Annotated in this window: 13 protein-coding genes and 1 tRNA gene; 9 read left to right on the top strand and 5 right to left on the bottom strand. The window is 71.5% G+C overall.

Translation table 11 applies throughout. The annotated features are described in order from the left end of the window. Positions 1-19: 19 nt before the first annotated feature. The 3 genes from ABD169_RS00170 to ABD169_RS00160 form a co-directional block, all read right to left on the bottom strand. Entirely contained in the window at positions 20-2,440 is a 2,421-nt protein-coding gene (locus tag ABD169_RS00170) for a chitobiase/beta-hexosaminidase C-terminal domain-containing protein (RefSeq protein WP_344027708.1), read from the bottom strand. Between the two features lie 334 nt (positions 2,441-2,774). Beyond that, complete coding sequence (locus ABD169_RS00165) at positions 2,775-3,419, bottom strand: DUF2076 domain-containing protein (RefSeq protein ID WP_344027704.1); 645 nt, start codon at positions 3,417-3,419, stop codon at positions 2,775-2,777. Positions 3,420-3,620: 201 nt separating this feature from the next. Next, a complete protein-coding gene (locus ABD169_RS00160) occupies positions 3,621-3,941 on the bottom strand; it encodes a thioredoxin family protein (protein ID WP_344027701.1) in 321 nt (106 codons plus the stop codon). Between the two features lie 158 nt (positions 3,942-4,099). Between ABD169_RS00160 and ABD169_RS00155 the strand changes: the two genes are divergently transcribed. From ABD169_RS00155 to ABD169_RS00145, 3 genes are all read left to right on the top strand, one after another. Next, a complete protein-coding gene (locus ABD169_RS00155; protein ID WP_344027698.1) occupies positions 4,100-4,594 on the top strand; it encodes a GNAT family N-acetyltransferase in 495 nt (164 codons plus the stop codon). A 215-nt stretch (positions 4,595-4,809) separates the two neighbouring features. After that, positions 4,810-6,156 (top strand): RNA polymerase sigma factor, encoded by a 1,347-nt coding sequence (locus tag ABD169_RS00150; protein ID WP_344027696.1) that lies wholly within the window; start codon positions 4,810-4,812, stop codon positions 6,154-6,156. A gap of 171 nt (positions 6,157-6,327) precedes the next feature. Next, positions 6,328-7,983 (top strand): leucine-rich repeat domain-containing protein, encoded by a 1,656-nt coding sequence (locus ABD169_RS00145; RefSeq protein ID WP_344027693.1) that lies wholly within the window; start codon positions 6,328-6,330, stop codon positions 7,981-7,983. 76 nt (positions 7,984-8,059) lie between these two features. On the opposite strand, the gene ABD169_RS00140 is transcribed toward ABD169_RS00145, so the two are convergent. Beyond that, positions 8,060-8,590, bottom strand: coding sequence for a DUF4190 domain-containing protein (locus ABD169_RS00140; protein WP_344027690.1), 531 nt, complete (start codon positions 8,588-8,590; stop codon positions 8,060-8,062). Positions 8,591-8,729: 139 nt separating this feature from the next. Beyond that, positions 8,730-8,803 (bottom strand) — tRNA-Arg (locus ABD169_RS00135). A 179-nt stretch (positions 8,804-8,982) separates the two neighbouring features. On the opposite strand from ABD169_RS00135, the gene ABD169_RS00130 reads away from it, so the two are divergent. The 6 genes from ABD169_RS00130 (at position 8,983) to ABD169_RS00105 (ending at position 14,499) form a co-directional block, all read left to right on the top strand. After that, the gene (locus tag ABD169_RS00130) at positions 8,983-9,516 is read left to right on the top strand and encodes an adenine phosphoribosyltransferase (RefSeq protein ID WP_344027686.1); all 534 of its coding nucleotides are present in this window, start codon (positions 8,983-8,985) and stop codon (positions 9,514-9,516) included. A 73-nt stretch (positions 9,517-9,589) separates the two neighbouring features. Further along, positions 9,590-11,320: an AMP-binding protein gene (locus tag ABD169_RS00125; RefSeq protein WP_344027683.1), complete on the top strand. Its 1,731-nt coding sequence runs from the start codon at positions 9,590-9,592 to the stop codon at positions 11,318-11,320. 89 nt (positions 11,321-11,409) lie between these two features. Continuing rightward, positions 11,410-11,979: a SipW-dependent-type signal peptide-containing protein gene (locus ABD169_RS00120; RefSeq protein ID WP_046455813.1), complete on the top strand. Its 570-nt coding sequence runs from the start codon at positions 11,410-11,412 to the stop codon at positions 11,977-11,979. A 15-nt stretch (positions 11,980-11,994) separates the two neighbouring features. Next, positions 11,995-12,672, top strand: coding sequence for a SipW-dependent-type signal peptide-containing protein (locus tag ABD169_RS00115; RefSeq protein WP_344027679.1), 678 nt, complete (start codon positions 11,995-11,997; stop codon positions 12,670-12,672). A 10-nt stretch (positions 12,673-12,682) separates the two neighbouring features. Further along, positions 12,683-13,957 carry a signal peptidase I gene (locus ABD169_RS00110; RefSeq protein ID WP_344027676.1) on the top strand — a complete coding sequence of 425 codons (1,275 nt, stop codon included), beginning with the start codon at positions 12,683-12,685 and terminating at the stop codon, positions 13,955-13,957. Then, positions 13,954-14,499, top strand: a complete 546-nt coding sequence (locus ABD169_RS00105) for a hypothetical protein (protein ID WP_344027673.1) — start codon at positions 13,954-13,956, stop codon at positions 14,497-14,499. Before ABD169_RS00110 ends, ABD169_RS00105 begins: the two co-directional genes overlap by 4 nt. Positions 14,500-14,501 lie beyond the last annotated feature (2 nt).

The following is a 14,501-nucleotide window of genomic DNA, read 5'->3' as shown; positions in this document are numbered from 1 at the left end:
CCGACCCCCGCTCTCCGGATCAGGCGTTCCGTCGACGACGGAGCAGCAGCCCGCCGCCCGCCGCGGCGAGTGCGAGCGCGGCGCCCGCTGCGGGCAGCAGCGACTCGGCGCCGGTCTTCGCGAGCCCATCGCCCTCGTCCGTGCCGGATCCCGTTCCCGTGCCGGTGCTCGGCGGGGTGCTCGGGCCCGTGGTGGGCTTCGGGGTCGGCTGCTCGGTCGGCTTCGGCGTCGGCTTCGGCGTGGGCGTCCCGGCCGCGCGGTAGGCCTCGACCGCCGCATCGAGCTCGTGCGCCGCCGCGTCGATGCCGGGCTGGGGCACGTTCAGACGATCGGACACGCCGGCCGCCGAGCGCTGCGCCGCACGGAGGCGATCCGCGACCGCACGGGTGTCGTCCTTCGCCCGGGCGACGACGGGCTTCGCAGCGTCGAGCGCTGCGGTGAGCGGAGCGCGATCCACCGTCGCGACGAGCTGCCGCAGCGCCGAGGTGCCCTCGACAATCTGCGCGGCGGCCGCGTCGACCTCGTCCTGGGTCGCGGGTCCCGCGGCCTCGCGGGCGGCGGCGTTCGCGCCCTCCGGTGCGCCGGCCGCGTCGATCTGCGCCGTCAGCTGCGAGATGCGGTCCCGTGCGGCTGCCGGATCCGCGATCGCGAAACCGAAGTCCGCGGCCTGTGCGGGAGTCTCGTCGCCGAGCACCCGGGAAGCGGTGCCGATCAGCTCCTGCGCCTTCGGGATCGCGGCGTCGAGCGCGGCGCGGTCGAGCGCGCCGGCCACGAACCGGAAGGTGCGCGGGGCGCTCGCGTTGCGGTAGGAATCGTAGGCGACGAGCGTGGCCTCGTACTCGCGGCCCGCGACGAGCGGGCTCGGCGTGACGGGCTGGTTCGTCTTGCCACCGCCGCGCACCGCGAGCGGGATGTCGAGTGCGGCCGGACGAGGCGTGAACACGTAGTCGGCGGCGAGCCGGTCGTTCGCGCCGACGAGGTTCACCGTCGTCCCCGCTGCGACGTCCTTCAGCGCGAGGGAGTAGTCGTTCACGAACTGGTCGTCGGCGGCCTGCGGCAGACGGAGCACGGGCCCGGTCGCGGTCTGGCGCACGGTCGGCTGCTCAGCGCCCCAGCTCGGGGCCGAGGCGTTGCGATTCGCCTTGGTGTAGACGAACTTCGACTTGATCTCGGCCGGGGTCGCGCCGCGCCCGATGACCCAGGTCGGGCCGGCGAGCGTGCCGGTCGAGCGGAATGGCGGGTTCTGCTGGAAGCCCCACTTGCCCGCGTCGTCGTAGGTGCGTCCGGCGTCGGCGGCGTAGTTGATGCGGTCGACCTCGACACGATCGCCGTAGACCTCGACCAGCACGGACTGCGCGGTCGGGATCGTGTGCTCCTTCGCGAGGCCGGCACCGAACGCCTGGTACATGCTGTCGATCTCCTCGTAGGACATCGATCCCTCGTTGACCGAGGTGAAGGTGTCCTGGTGGATCGACCGCTCGTCGGTGATGTTCAGGTGCGAGTGGCCCGAGAAGAAGACCACCTGCGGGAAGTCGTCGAGGTTGGTCTTGAGCCCCGGGTTCGAGGTCTGCGCACCGTCCCACACGGTGTTCGGGATCGGGCGGTGTCCGAAGACGAAGATCGGCTGGCCCTGCGTCGCGGGATCCTTCGACAGGGTGCTCAGGCGGCCGTAGAGCCAGGTCGCCTGGGCGGAGGTCCACGACTCGGTGTTCACGACGAACGCCGGGAACCCGCCGAGCTTCGTCTCGTAGTAGCCCTTGCCGTCGAGCTGCGGGAACCAGTCCTTCGGGTACTGGGCCGCCATGCGGTCCACGTAGTCGTCGTGATTGCCGAAGGTGACGAGCACGTCCGTGTCGGTCATGCCGGTGCGCGCGAGGTTCTGCTCGAGCATGGCACGCGGGAACCGGTGGTCGGCCGCGGTGTCGTGGTTGTTGTCGTTGATCTGGTCGCCGTTCGACACGATCGCATCCGGGTGCGGGGCGATCCGTTTGAGGGTGTCGAAGTAGCCCTCCCACTTCTTCACGAGCGCGGGTGAATCGGAAGACAGGTGGATGTCGCTCATCACCGCGAACTGCGCCAGCGGCTGCTCCGCGGTCTTGATCAGGTAGCCGCGGATCGTCGGCGCGCTCGCCGTCGTCGGGGTGAAGGCGATCGCCGTGAGGTTCGCCGAGCGCTCGATGCGGATCGGGCCGGAGTAGGCCGTGCTCGCCCGCGTCGGCATCGTGCCGTCCAGGGTGTACCGGATCTCCGCACCGGGCGCGGCGGTGAGGGTCACGGACTGCGCCCCCGTGTACCGACCGGTCTCGAGGCTCACGGCCGGTCCCGCCGCTGCGGTCTCGGGCGCGGCCCACGCGACCGCGCCGGTTCCGGCGGTCGCGGCCCCCGCGGCGAGCAGGATCGCTCCTCCGAGAGCCAGTGTCGTTCCCCATCTGCTGCGCATCGCGCCTCCTCGCTTTCGGCGACGGCGCACCGTCGCGGGTGCGGCGGTGCGCCGCGCCAGGGACCAGGTTGCTGAGCGGAGGCCAACGAGTTGTATATACATCCTTCACGGGGCGCGAATTCTCGATGAACGTGCAACAGGGATGTTCACCGGCTGTTCCCGCGAAGCGGGTGGCGAGGTCGGTGCCGTGTGGGGATCTCCGCCGGAGCGCTCCCTTGTCGAGGGCGGCCGGCTCGACCGGCGAGGTCCGTGCGCGATGCGCCCGGAGAAGCTCCCGGAGATGCGACGTGGTCCCGCAGCGGATGCTGCGGGACCACGTCGCGGTCGGCTCGGATCAGACGTCCCAGCCACCGCCGTCGTCCCAGCCGCCGCCATCCCAGCCGCCGCCGTCCTGCGCGGCCTGGTCGGCGGCTCCCTGGTCGTACGCGGCCTGTTCGGCATCGGCCTGGGACTCACCCTGCGCGTCGGCGTTCTGCGCGCCGTCGCCGGCGAACAGGTTCGAGATGCTCGACGCGAGCAGTACGCCGCCGGCGACGCCGAGCGCCCCGGCTGCGGCGGTGCGGAGGAAGCTGCCGCCTCCGCTCGCGGCGGGGGCGCCCAGGACGGGGCCGGGGGTCCCCTGCTGCGGCTGGGCTGGTCCGGCCGCAGCAGGGGGCGCCTGCTGGGCGTACGCGGGGCTCCGGCGCGGTTCCGGTGCCTCCGGCTCGCCTCCGCCGAACAGGCTGTCGAGGAAGCCTCGGCGCGGTGCCGGTTCGGTGCGCGCTTCGAGTTCGCGCTCCAGCTCGGCGATCCGATCCTGCGAGACCCGCATGGCCTGTTCCTGCAGCAGCACCGCCTGGACGAGGACGTAGAGCGAGTCCGGCTGACGGCCGATCTGCTCGAAGATCAGCCGTTCGGCGTCGGGGTCCTTGGCGGCGGGGCCGGCGGCGCGGATGCGATCGGCCAGGTCGGTGATGAGACGGGCGTCTGCGGCGTCCATGGGGGTCCTTTCTCGGCGGCGGCCCGTGCGCTCGCGCGCTCCGGGTGCTCTCGTCGGTGGGCTCCTCCACGCTAGGAAGCGCGGCTTTGCCCGGGCCGAGAGGACGCTGCGGAGCGGCTGCGAGCCGCGCGAAGTTTGGTGCCGAGCACCGCGCGGACCGGTCGGCGTGGTGCTCCGGCACCGCGCGGACTCCGGCGACGCTCAGCGCGAGAGCGCCTGGTCGATCTGCGCGGCGAACGCGGCCGGGGGCATCGCGCCGGTGAAACCGTCGAGTACGCGATCGCCCTGCTGCACCACGAACGACGGCACCGCGGTCACCCGGTAGCTCGCGGCGAGCTCGGGGTGCGCGTCGATGTCGACGCGGGCGACCTCGACCCGATCCTCGTGCTCGGCCGCGAAGCGATCGACGATCGGGATCATGGCACGGCAGGGCGCGCACCATTCGGCCCAGAACTGGATGAGGACGGGGCGGTCGCCGTCGAGCGCGGTCTGCAGCGTGGTCGCGGTGGCTTCGATGGTCATGGAGGAGTCCTCTCTTCGGGGTGGACGGGGATTCCAGCATCGCGATGCCCACACCGCTCGGCAATCGGATTTGCCCCATCGGCAAAGGGGGCGCGACGCGGGGAATTCGCGGGCCGGGGCGGGCGTTGGGATCCCGTTCCTCCGGCAGAATCGAACGCATGACGATGGAGATCCTGACGGTGCGGCCCGACGACGCCGAGGCGGTCGCGCTGATCCGCGACTACCTGAGCGATGTCGTCGCGCGCTGGTGGGGGAGGCCTGCCGAAGCGCACGAGGTCGATCGTGCCGTCCGTGAGGAGCCGGCGGACGGGCTCCGGGAACCGGCCGGGATCCTGCTGATCGGGCGCATCGACGGTGCGGCCGTCGGCATGGCCGGCCTGAGATTCCCGGGCGACGGGACCGCGGAACTCACGAAGGTGTTCGCCCGCCCTTCCGCACGCGGTCGCGGGGTGGCATCCGCGCTGCTCGATCGTCTCGAGGCGGAAGCCCGGGCACGAGGAATGCGGGAAGTGCGGCTCGAGACCCGGAGCGACCTCGTCGAGGCCTGCCGGATGTACGAGCGTCGCGGCTATGAGCCCGTCGCGCCGTTCAGCGATTCGCCGTACTGCGACCGCTGGTACGCGCTGCGGATGCTGCCGGTTCCGGTCGTGTGATCGCGTGCGGGGCGCGGCCGCGCCCCGCACGCTGCGGCCGCATCGCACGGCTGCAGAGGACGCTCCCGTGCAAGGGGGGATCGGGGCGCCCTCGAGAACTGGAACGAGCGAGACCCGGGAATCTGTCGCGCTCTCGAGAGCGGACCGTGTCCCGGTCTTTCCAGACCAAGGGCAGGTAAGATCTCCAGCCATATTCACACGCGGTGGGGACTCTGATGACTCGAACGACCGACGACCCCGCGCCGGGCTCCGCGGAGCCCGGCGCTACGGAGGTCGAGAACGACCGGCTCGCCGCCGCGGCGAACGCGGGAGACCAGGACGCGATCCGGCGCTATCTCGAACTGAACCTCGGACCGCTCCGCTCCCGGGCCCGCTGGGCGTCCGCGGGCGTGCTCGATCCCGACGACCTGCTCGCGGACGCGATCACGGCGCTGCTCGGGCTCTGGGCGGAGGGCCGTGGACCGACGGACCACCCGAACGCCTACGTCGTTCGGTCGATGCGGAACCGTGTGATCGACGAGCGCCGCTCTCCGAGATCCCGTGTGCGTGCGCTGCCCGAGAATGACGCGGAGCTGCCGGGGCTGCAGCCCGAAACGCGTGAGGCCGACCTGCACCGGGAGATCGCGGTCGTGCGTCGGGCGTTCGAACTGCTTCCGGAGGACCAGCGCGTCGCGCTGCACGGCACGATCGTGCAGGTGCGGAAACCGGCGGAACTGACCGCGGAGCTGAACCGTCCGGCTCCCGCGATCTCATCGCTGATCCAGCGGGCCCGAGCGAATCTGCGGAGGCTGACGCTCCGGGTGCTGCTCGACGAACGCGCACCCGAGCAGTGCCGCCGCGCATCGGCGCGCCTGCCGAAGGCCGTCGCCGAGCGCCTCGAAGACGCGCCGGACTCCCGTGGCATGACGCACATCAGGGAGTGCGATCGCTGCCGTTCGGCGTGGGCGAGATTCGGTGCGATGTCGACCGCGTTCGGGGTGGTGACCCTGCTCGTGGTCCAGAACGTGCTCGAACCGAGCGGTGCGGCGCAGGCCGCCGGGCTCGGTGCGGCGGGCTCCTCCGGTGCCGAAGCGCCTCCGGTGAAGAAGCCGACGGCGAACCGCGCGATCACGGCGGCGGCGGCCGGGGCGATGGTCGTCGGAGCGGGACTCGTCGTCGTCCCCTTCTGGCTTCCGGGAACGTTCGGGGGAGCGACCGAGACACCGGTCGAACTCACCGTCACCGCCGCAGCTCCCTCAGCGGGTGCGGCCGAGATCCGGATCGACTTCGGCGGACAGGTACCCGAGGACGCCCCGATGCGTATCGACCTCGCGCTGCCGAGCGGCCTCGGCCTCGTGGAGGCACCGGCCGGATGGGCCTGCGATTCGGGCGCGCAACGCGTGACGTGCGGAACCGTCGGATCGGTGCGCGGCACGCTCCGCTTCGACGACTCACGGGCCTCGCCGAACGGCGAGCGCTACGCGCTGACCCTGACCGCCGACGTGGGAGGACGCCAGGTCAACGGCCGTGCCACCGGTTCGATCGAACGGACCCCGGCGACCGTCTCGGCCACCGCCCGATGAGATTCTCGAAACTGCGACAGATTCCGACGGCCGGCTCGTTCCAGTAATCAGTCGGCGTCCGAACGAATCGGTCCGGGGCAGCCGACGGCCCCGCGGCGAACGACCGACGGGAGCCGGGACCCGTTCAGGGCTCTGAACCTCCGACCGACCCAGCCGAAAGCAGTCAGAAACGTGAAACTCTCCCGCAAACTCCCGATCGCCGCGCTGGCCGCGGGCCTGTGCCTCAGCGCACTCGCCGCCACGCCCGCTCAGGCCGCTGACGTGGTCTTCGAAGACAGCGCGTTCGCCGCGTGCGTCAACCAGAAGCTCGGCCAGCCCGCGAACGCGCCGGTCTCGGACGTGCAGGCCGCGTCGATCACGAGCCTCGGCTGCTACGACTCGAGCATCGCGAAGGTCGGCGGCATCGAATCGCTCACGAACCTGCAGTCGCTCGTGCTGTTCGGTTCCTCGGTCGCCGACATCACGCCCATCGCGTCGCTGAGCCACCTGAACTACCTCGACCTCAGCGGCAGCAGCAGCGTGAACATCGCACCGATGGCCTCGATGACGGGGATCACCCGGTTGATGCTGAGCAGCACGAACACGAGCGACCTGAGCCCGATCGCCTCGCTCACCGGACTGCAGATCCTGCTGCTCTCGGGCAACCAGGTGTCGGACCTCTCGCCGCTCTCGGGGCTGACGAACCTCACGCAGCTCGACTTGGCGAGCAACCGGATCACCGATCTGTCGCCGCTCTCGAACCTGCACCAGCTCGACATCCTGTTCCTGCACTACAACCGGATCACGGACGTCTCACCGCTGTCGGGCCTCACGAACCTCAAGCAGGTGCTGCTCAACAACAACCGGATCGCGGACATCTCGCCCGTCGCGGGGATCGCCGCGGGGCTCGTCCCCTCGCCGAACCAGTACCTGACGGCGGACAACCAGCGCATCGACCTCCCCGCGATCGCGGTGGGCGCGACGCAGCAGACCCCGCTCACCGGGTTCGACGGGGCGAGCCTGCCGGTGAGCACCGTCTCGGCAGGCTCGCAGGTCGCGTCCGACGGCATGTCCTGGCGCTTCCTCGCGCCGAGCACGGGCAATCAGTTGAACTGGCAGGTCCCCGCGAACGGCGGGTACGCCGGATCGGTGACCTTCTCGGGCACCATCGTCCAGGACGCGACCGAGGCGCCGGCGCGTCCGACCACGCTCGTGAACGATCACGCGACGACGCCCTACGGCACCGCCGCCACCCTTTCGGTGCTCGCGAACGACGGGCTCGCCGGAGAGCCCGCGCTCGACCCGGCGACGCTGATCCTGCTCGACGCGAACGGTGTCGCGGCGAACTCGGTCTCGACCCCGGCCGGAACGTTCGAACGTTCCGGTTCGACGGTCGTGTTCACCCCCGCTGCGGGCTTCAGCGGCGAGGCCGGACCCGTGCGCTACCGGGTGAGCAACGCCGAGGGTGTCGTCGGGACCGCCGAGATCCGCGTGACGGTCAAGAAGCAGGAGGGCGGCAGCAACACAAGCAGCAGCGCTGCGGCGAACAGCTCGAGCGCGGCGAACAGTTCCAGCAGCGCGAGCGCGGCCTCCTCGGCGAACAGCTCGGCGAACGCGACCGCCCAGGCTCGTGCGAACAGCGCATCGAATGCAGCGGCCGATGGAACCAGCACGGCCGGCAGCACCGCCCGGGCGAACGGTGCGAACGGATCGGCGGCGAACGGGAGCGGCTCGGCCGATCTTGCGGTGACCGGTGGTCAGGTCCCCTGGATCCCCGTCGCGGCCGGGGTGCTGCTCCTCATCGGAGGCGCGACGGTGCTGGTGCTCCGCCGTTCGGCCCGCGTCTGACGTCCGGACCGGACGGAAACGGGGAGGCCCCCACCGCTTCGGCGGTGGGGGCCTCCCCGTTGCTGCGCGCGAATGCTCAGTAGGAGCTGTTCATCACGCTCGTCATGATGATGACGCCGATGATCGAGCTCGACAACGAGCAGAGGATGCCGATGGCGCCGGTGATGATGCCGGTGAGCGCCATCCCCTTCGACTGGCCCTTGCGCAGGGCGAGGATGCCGAGGACGAGGGCGGTGATGCTCGCGCCCCAGCCGAGGATCGCGATGAGCCAGGCGACGAGCAGCGAGGCGATGCCGAGGATCATGCTCGTGATCGCCATGCCGTTCGAGGCCGAGGCGGGCGCCGTGTAGGACGCGGTGTAGGTCGGAGCCGCGGGTGCGCCGTAGGCAGGGGCACCGGTCGCGGGTGCGCCGTACGCAGGGGCCGCGGGGGCCGTGGGCGCGGCGTAGGCCGGCGCCTGCGGTGCTGCGGGAGCCTGGTACGCGGGAGCCTGGGCTTCGGGTGCTTGCGGTGCCGCGGTCTCCTGCGGCTGCGGGGTGGCCGGATCCTGCGGGGGAACCGGAGGCTGGGCGGCGGGCTGCTGGCCGTTCGGCTGCGTGTCTGACATGTTCGCTCTTTCGGGGGGATGGTGGTTCGGATGCGCGCTCGCCGGGCGACCGCGCCCGTTCAGCCTATGCGCAGGCGCCGACGTTCGACCCCGGAAACGGCGAAACCCCCGCCGCTTCCGCGACGGGGGTTTCTCTCTGCGCGCCCCGAGGGATTCGAACCCCCGACCTTCTGATCCGTAGTCAGATGCTCTATCCAGCTGAGCTAGGGGCGCACTGTTGATCTCTCAACCCGGAAAACATTACCCGAAGTCCGGGGGAATGTGAAATCGGGCCGGGGATCCCGGGCGTGTTCGGCGCGGTGGCGCTGCGAGCGGCCCCGCGAGGACGCCTGCGGTGAGCCGCCCGAACCCGCGCGCTGCGCCCCGCCCCCGGCAGCGGTTACGCTTGCTCCGTGTCTACCGAACTTCCGGCCGATCTGCAGCGCGCCGAGTCCCTGATCCGCGACGTCCTCGACTTCCCGAAGCCGGGCATCGTCTTCCGCGATATCGCGCCCCTGCTGGCCGATGGGCCGGCGCTGCACGCGACCGCCGCGGCGCTCGTGGAGCCGTTCCGCGGCCAGTTCGACGTGGTCGCCGGGGTCGAGGCCCGCGGCTTCATCCTCGGTACGGCCGCCGCCGCGGTCGAGGGCGTCGGCTTCGTGCCGGTGCGCAAGGCGGGCAAGCTGCCGCGGCCGGCGGCGTCGGAGGACTTCGCGCTCGAATACGGCACGGCCACGATCGAGGTGCACGACGACCTGCCGCGCGGTACCCGCGTGCTGCTCGTCGACGACGTGCTGGCTACGGGCGGCACGCTGGCGGCCGGGCGCCGCCTGCTGGCGCACGTCGGCTACGAGGTGGTCGGCACCGCGGTGCTGTTCGAGATCGACGAGCTCGGCGGTCGGGCGGTCGTCGGCGACGAGCACCTGCACACGGTGTTCCGCGGCTGAGGCGCCCCTCCCGCGACCCGCGAGACGGGCGCGCATGCTGCACGACGCGGGGTCGCGCGGCAGAATAGCCGCTATGACCGAGAACGACGCCACCGCCGCCTTCTTCGCCGCACGCGATCAGCTGCTCGACCTGGCGGGGGATCCGGCGCGGGCCCGCGCCGAGTTCCGGTGGCCCGACTTCGGCCCGTCGTTCAACTGGGCCCACGACGTGTTCGATCGGATCGCCGAGGGCAATGAGACGACCGCGCTGCGGATCGCCGAGGAGGACGGGACCGAGCAGGCGCTGAGCTTCGCCGAACTTCGGCGCCGCAGCGATCAGGTCGCGAACTGGCTGCTGCGCATCGGCGCGCGCCCGGGCGACGTGGCCATGCTCATGCTCGGCAACCGGGTCGAGCTCTGGGAGCTCATGCTCGCCGCCATGAAGGTCGGCGTCGTGATCCTGCCGACCTCGGTGGTGCTGAGCGCGCACGAGCTCGCGGACCGGGTCGAGCGCGGTCGCGTGCGCTTCGTCTTCGCCGGGCCGGAGGACGCGGTCAAGTTCGCCGGGGTGCCGGGCGACTACCGCGGTGTGGGCGTGGGGCTCGATGCGGGCAGCCAGGATCAGCGCGCCGCCCTCTACGACTGGCTGCGCTTCGAGGAGTCGCGCGCCGGCTCCGACGCACCCGTGGCGAAGACCACCGCGAGCGACGATCCCGCCCTGCTCTACTTCACGAGCGGCACGACGAGCCTGCCGAAGATCGTGGTGCACACGCACACGAGCTACCCGCTGGGCCACCTCACCACCATGTCGTGGATCGGCGTACGGCCGGGCGACGTGCACCTGGTGATCAGCGCACCGGGATGGGCGAAGCACGCCTGGTCGAGCTTCTTCGGACCGTGGCACGTCGGCGCCACCATCTTCGTCGCGAACTACGCGCGCTTCGAGCCGGTGCGTCTCGTCGCCGAGCTCGACCGGGCCGGTGTCACCTCGTTCTGCGCGCCTCCGACGGTGTGGCGCATGCTGATCCAGCAGAAGCTCGAGCGGAAGCCCCGTGCGCTGCGCGAGCTGGTCTCGGCGGGGGAGCCGCTGAACCCCGAGGTGATCGCCCGGATCCGCGAGTGGTGGGGGCTCGAGATCCGCGACGGCTACGGTCAGACCGAGACGACCGCGCTGATTGGCACCATGCCGGGCGAGGCCGTGGTGCCCGGCGCGATGGGGCGGCCTCTGCCCGGGGTCGACGTGGTGCTCGTGAACCCCGCGACGGGCGAGCGCGGCGATGAGGGCGAGATCTGCCTGCCGATGGAGCCGCGACCCACGAACCTCATGCCGGGCTACTTCGGCAACGATGGGGCGACCGCGAAGGCGACGAGCGGGGGCCTGTTCCACACGGGCGACGTCGCTCAGCGCGATGCCGACGGGATGCTGACCTTCGTCGGCCGCACCGACGACATCTTCAAGTCCAGCGACTTCAAGGTCTCGCCGTTCGAGGTCGAGAGTGCGCTGCTGGAGCACGCGGCGGTGGCCGAGGCGGCGGTCGTCGGGGCGCCCGACGACACCCGGCTGAACGTGACCAAGGCCTACGTCGCGCTCGCCGCCGGTTGGGACGAGAATGCGGACACGGCGCGCGAGATCCTGGCGCACGCGCGGGTCGCGCTGCCGCCGTACATGCGGGTGCGGCGCGTCGAGTTCTTCGAGCTGCCCAAGACGACGTCTGGCAAGATCCGCCGGGTCGAGCTGCGGCAGCGGGAGGAGGCCGCGCACGCGGCGGGTGAGCGACCCGCGGGCGAGTGGCGCGAGGGTGACTTTTCCGACCTGAAGGGGTAGCTTCGGGCTTGTAACCGGATGGCCGTTACTGTAACGTTCAACTAAATCCGGGTGGCAACGGTGCTCCCGGGGTTGCATGGGGGAAAACAATGACCGTTTCCAGTCAGACCGAATCCATTGACGTACAACGCCGAGCCGCGAAGCGGCGCAAGATCGGCGCACTGCTCGCGGGCGGGCTCGTGCTCGGCGTGGGCGCCGCAGTCACGCTCGCATCCTGGAACGATTCCGAGTTCGCGAAGGCCAACCTGACGGCCGGAACGTTCGTGTTCCAGGGATCCACCGACGGCACCACCTTCGCCGACCACGCCAGTTCGGGCGGCGCAGCCTCGCTGACCTTCACCACGGGCTTCGACAAACTCAGCCCGAACGACGTCGTGTACGCGCCCTACGCGCTGAAGCTCACCGGCTCCTCGCCGGCGACGCTCACGCCTACAGCTCCCGCGGTGACCGGAGCGCTCAACGGCAAGGCGACCTTCGCCGCAGTGCAGACGACGACCTTCGGGTGCAACGCCGGGGCGTTCACCGGCGGCACCACGCTGGTGACGACCATGTCTCCCGGCGACACGGTGAACCTCTGCCTCAAGGTCACGGCCGGCTCGACCATCGCCCAGGGCGATACCGGAGCCGTCGTCTGGCAGTGGGACGCCGTTTCGCAGTAGGCCCGGAGCACTGCTGTGACTGCGCCTGCGCCGAACGAGTCGGGGCGGTCGCGCCGAGCGCGCCGCCTCGATCTGGTCGCGCGCCGACGCGGCCTCACCTTCCGCCGAGCCCGTGCCCTCCTGGCCGGAGCACTCGTGCTGGGGATCGGCGCGACCGCGACGCTCGCCGCCTGGACCGATCAGGAGAACGCGAAGGCGACCCTGACAGCGGGCACCTTCGCGCTGGAGTCCCTGGTCTCGGGCGGCAGTTGGACCGACACGACGGCGCCGGCCGCGGCCGCGGTGCTCCCGCTCGCGGCGACCGGCATGATGCCGGGCACGAGCAAGGCGGCATGGATCCAGATCCGCACCAAGGCCGGCAGCGGAGCCGGCACCGTGAACCTCACCGGCGTCACGCTCGCGACGACGCCCGCCGACCCGACCGTCGACCCGAACAAGTCGTTCAGCGATGCGCTCACGGTGCGCATCGGCACGGTCGCGACGACGGGCGATTGCGTTCCGAGCTGGACCGGTGGTTCCCTCGCGACCAAGGTCGGAACACTGCCGACCGGGCTCACGCCGGCGACCGTCGGTGCGAACTCCACGCTCGTCGCGATCTACTGCGTCGTGGTCACGCTCCCCACGAACGCGGCGAACGCGGCGCAGGGCGGCAGCGTGACCCCGACCTGGGCGTTCACTGGAACCTCGAGCTGAGCGGGCGCCGATGACTCAGGAACGCGCGGGCTGGGGGCGGGCGGCGCGGACGACGGGACGCGTCGTCCGCGAGACGCTGCTCACCGTCGCCGCCCTCGGGGGCGCCGCGTGCATCGTGCTCGTGATCCTCGCGTTCACGGGCGGCTACTCGCTCATCATGTTCAAGACCGGGTCGATGTCGCCGACGATCCCGACCGGTTCCGTCGCGCTGGTGCGCGAGATCCCGGCGTCCGAGGCGAAGGTCGGCGACGTGCTCACGGTCGACCGGCCGGGCAAGCTCCCGGTGACCCACCGCGTCACCTCGGTCGCGCCCGCGGACGGCGACCCGAGCGAGCGCGTGATCACCCTGAAGGGCGATGCGAACCAGACCGAGGATCCCGAGCCCTACCGGATCGCTCACGCCCGGATCGTGATCGGTTCGGTGCCGGGGCTGGCGACGGTGATCGTCTGGTTCGGCAGCCCGTGGATCATGGGCGGGGTCACCATCGCGGCCGCGATCCTCGTCACCTGGGCGTTCTGGCCGCGCGAGCGGGAGTACCGAGAGCGGAAGGCGGGGAAGCGATCCGCCGCTCCGGTGGCGAGCGGCGCACTGGCGCTCGCCGCGGTGCTCGGTGCCGGCGGCCCGCTGCTCCTCTCGGCGCCGACCCCGGCCGGCGCTGCTCCGGTCGCGGCCGCCCCATCGAGCGCCTCCGGCATCCTGAACCTGAGGTCCGACCTCGCGCCGGACGCCGTGCTGCAGCTGAGTCGTGATCGTCCGGTGTACTGGCACGTGGACGCCGACGCATCGCGGGCGCCCGGCGACGGATCCCTCTCGATCTCGCTCGCCGGGGCGGGCGATCACTCGCTCGGACTGCACGCCGAGGTGCGGACCTGCGCCGCGGCCTGGACCTCGACCGGATGCCGGGCAGGGGAGCGGCTGCTCCGGGCCGACGGGCCCGTGCTGCTCGACGGGCGGTTCTCGCGCGTGCTCACGGTCGCCACGCCCTTCGAAGCGCACCTGCGGATCGCGCTCACCGCGGATCCGCAGACCGGAAGCGGGGCGAACGGAGCCGATCCCGGGGCGCTCGCGCGCGGCAGTCTCACGCTCCGCGCCGATGCGGGCGAAGACACCGAACAGGTCGGGATCGGCGGGGAGGGCCCGCTCGCCCGCACCGGCTGGGAACCCGTGCGCCTGATGGCGGCGCCGGCCGCCGCAGCCGTGGGCCTCGGGATCGCGCTGCTCGCTCGGCGCCGGGCTCGAGATGCGGCGGGCGATGCCGCCTCCGCCGAGGGGAACGTCCGGTGATGCGCCGACGAAACCCGGGGTGGAGCAGGGGGATCGCCGCGATCCTGTCGCTCGGCATGTTCACCGGGCTCGCGGTCGGAACTCCCGCGGTGCTGCGTCCCCAGCCCGTCGCCGCGGCGTGGACGGATCAGGAGAACGGGAATGCGACCATCACGGCCGGGACGGTGCCGAACCCGACCAATCTGACGTGCACACTGAACGGCCTGCTCGGTGCGGTCGCCAGCATCACGTTGACTTGGAAGACGACCGTGCCTCCGCCCGCGATCTTCCGCATCGGGATCGTGGCTGGAGGGAATGGGACACCGACCAGCGGCAACGTCACGGCCACGCCGACGCTCGTCTCAGGGACGCAGGACACCTACACTGCGACGATCCCGGTGGACCTGCTCACCTCCCTGCTGACCAGCTTGCTCGGGAGCACGGCCACGCTCGGAGTATCGGGGACCGCGGGGAGTAACTGGGTATCGCCCGGTTGGGCGAGGGCGGAAGTCAAGATCGTGCTGCTCGGCCTGCTCCTGGGCTCCAGCTGCACCCCGCTCTGAGC

Source organism: Leucobacter iarius, assembly GCF_039530105.1.
Lineage (GTDB): Bacteria > Actinomycetota > Actinomycetes > Actinomycetales > Microbacteriaceae > Leucobacter > Leucobacter iarius.
Note: the sequence above shows the minus strand (reverse complement) of the source record. Positions and strands in the feature narration are given on the sequence as shown.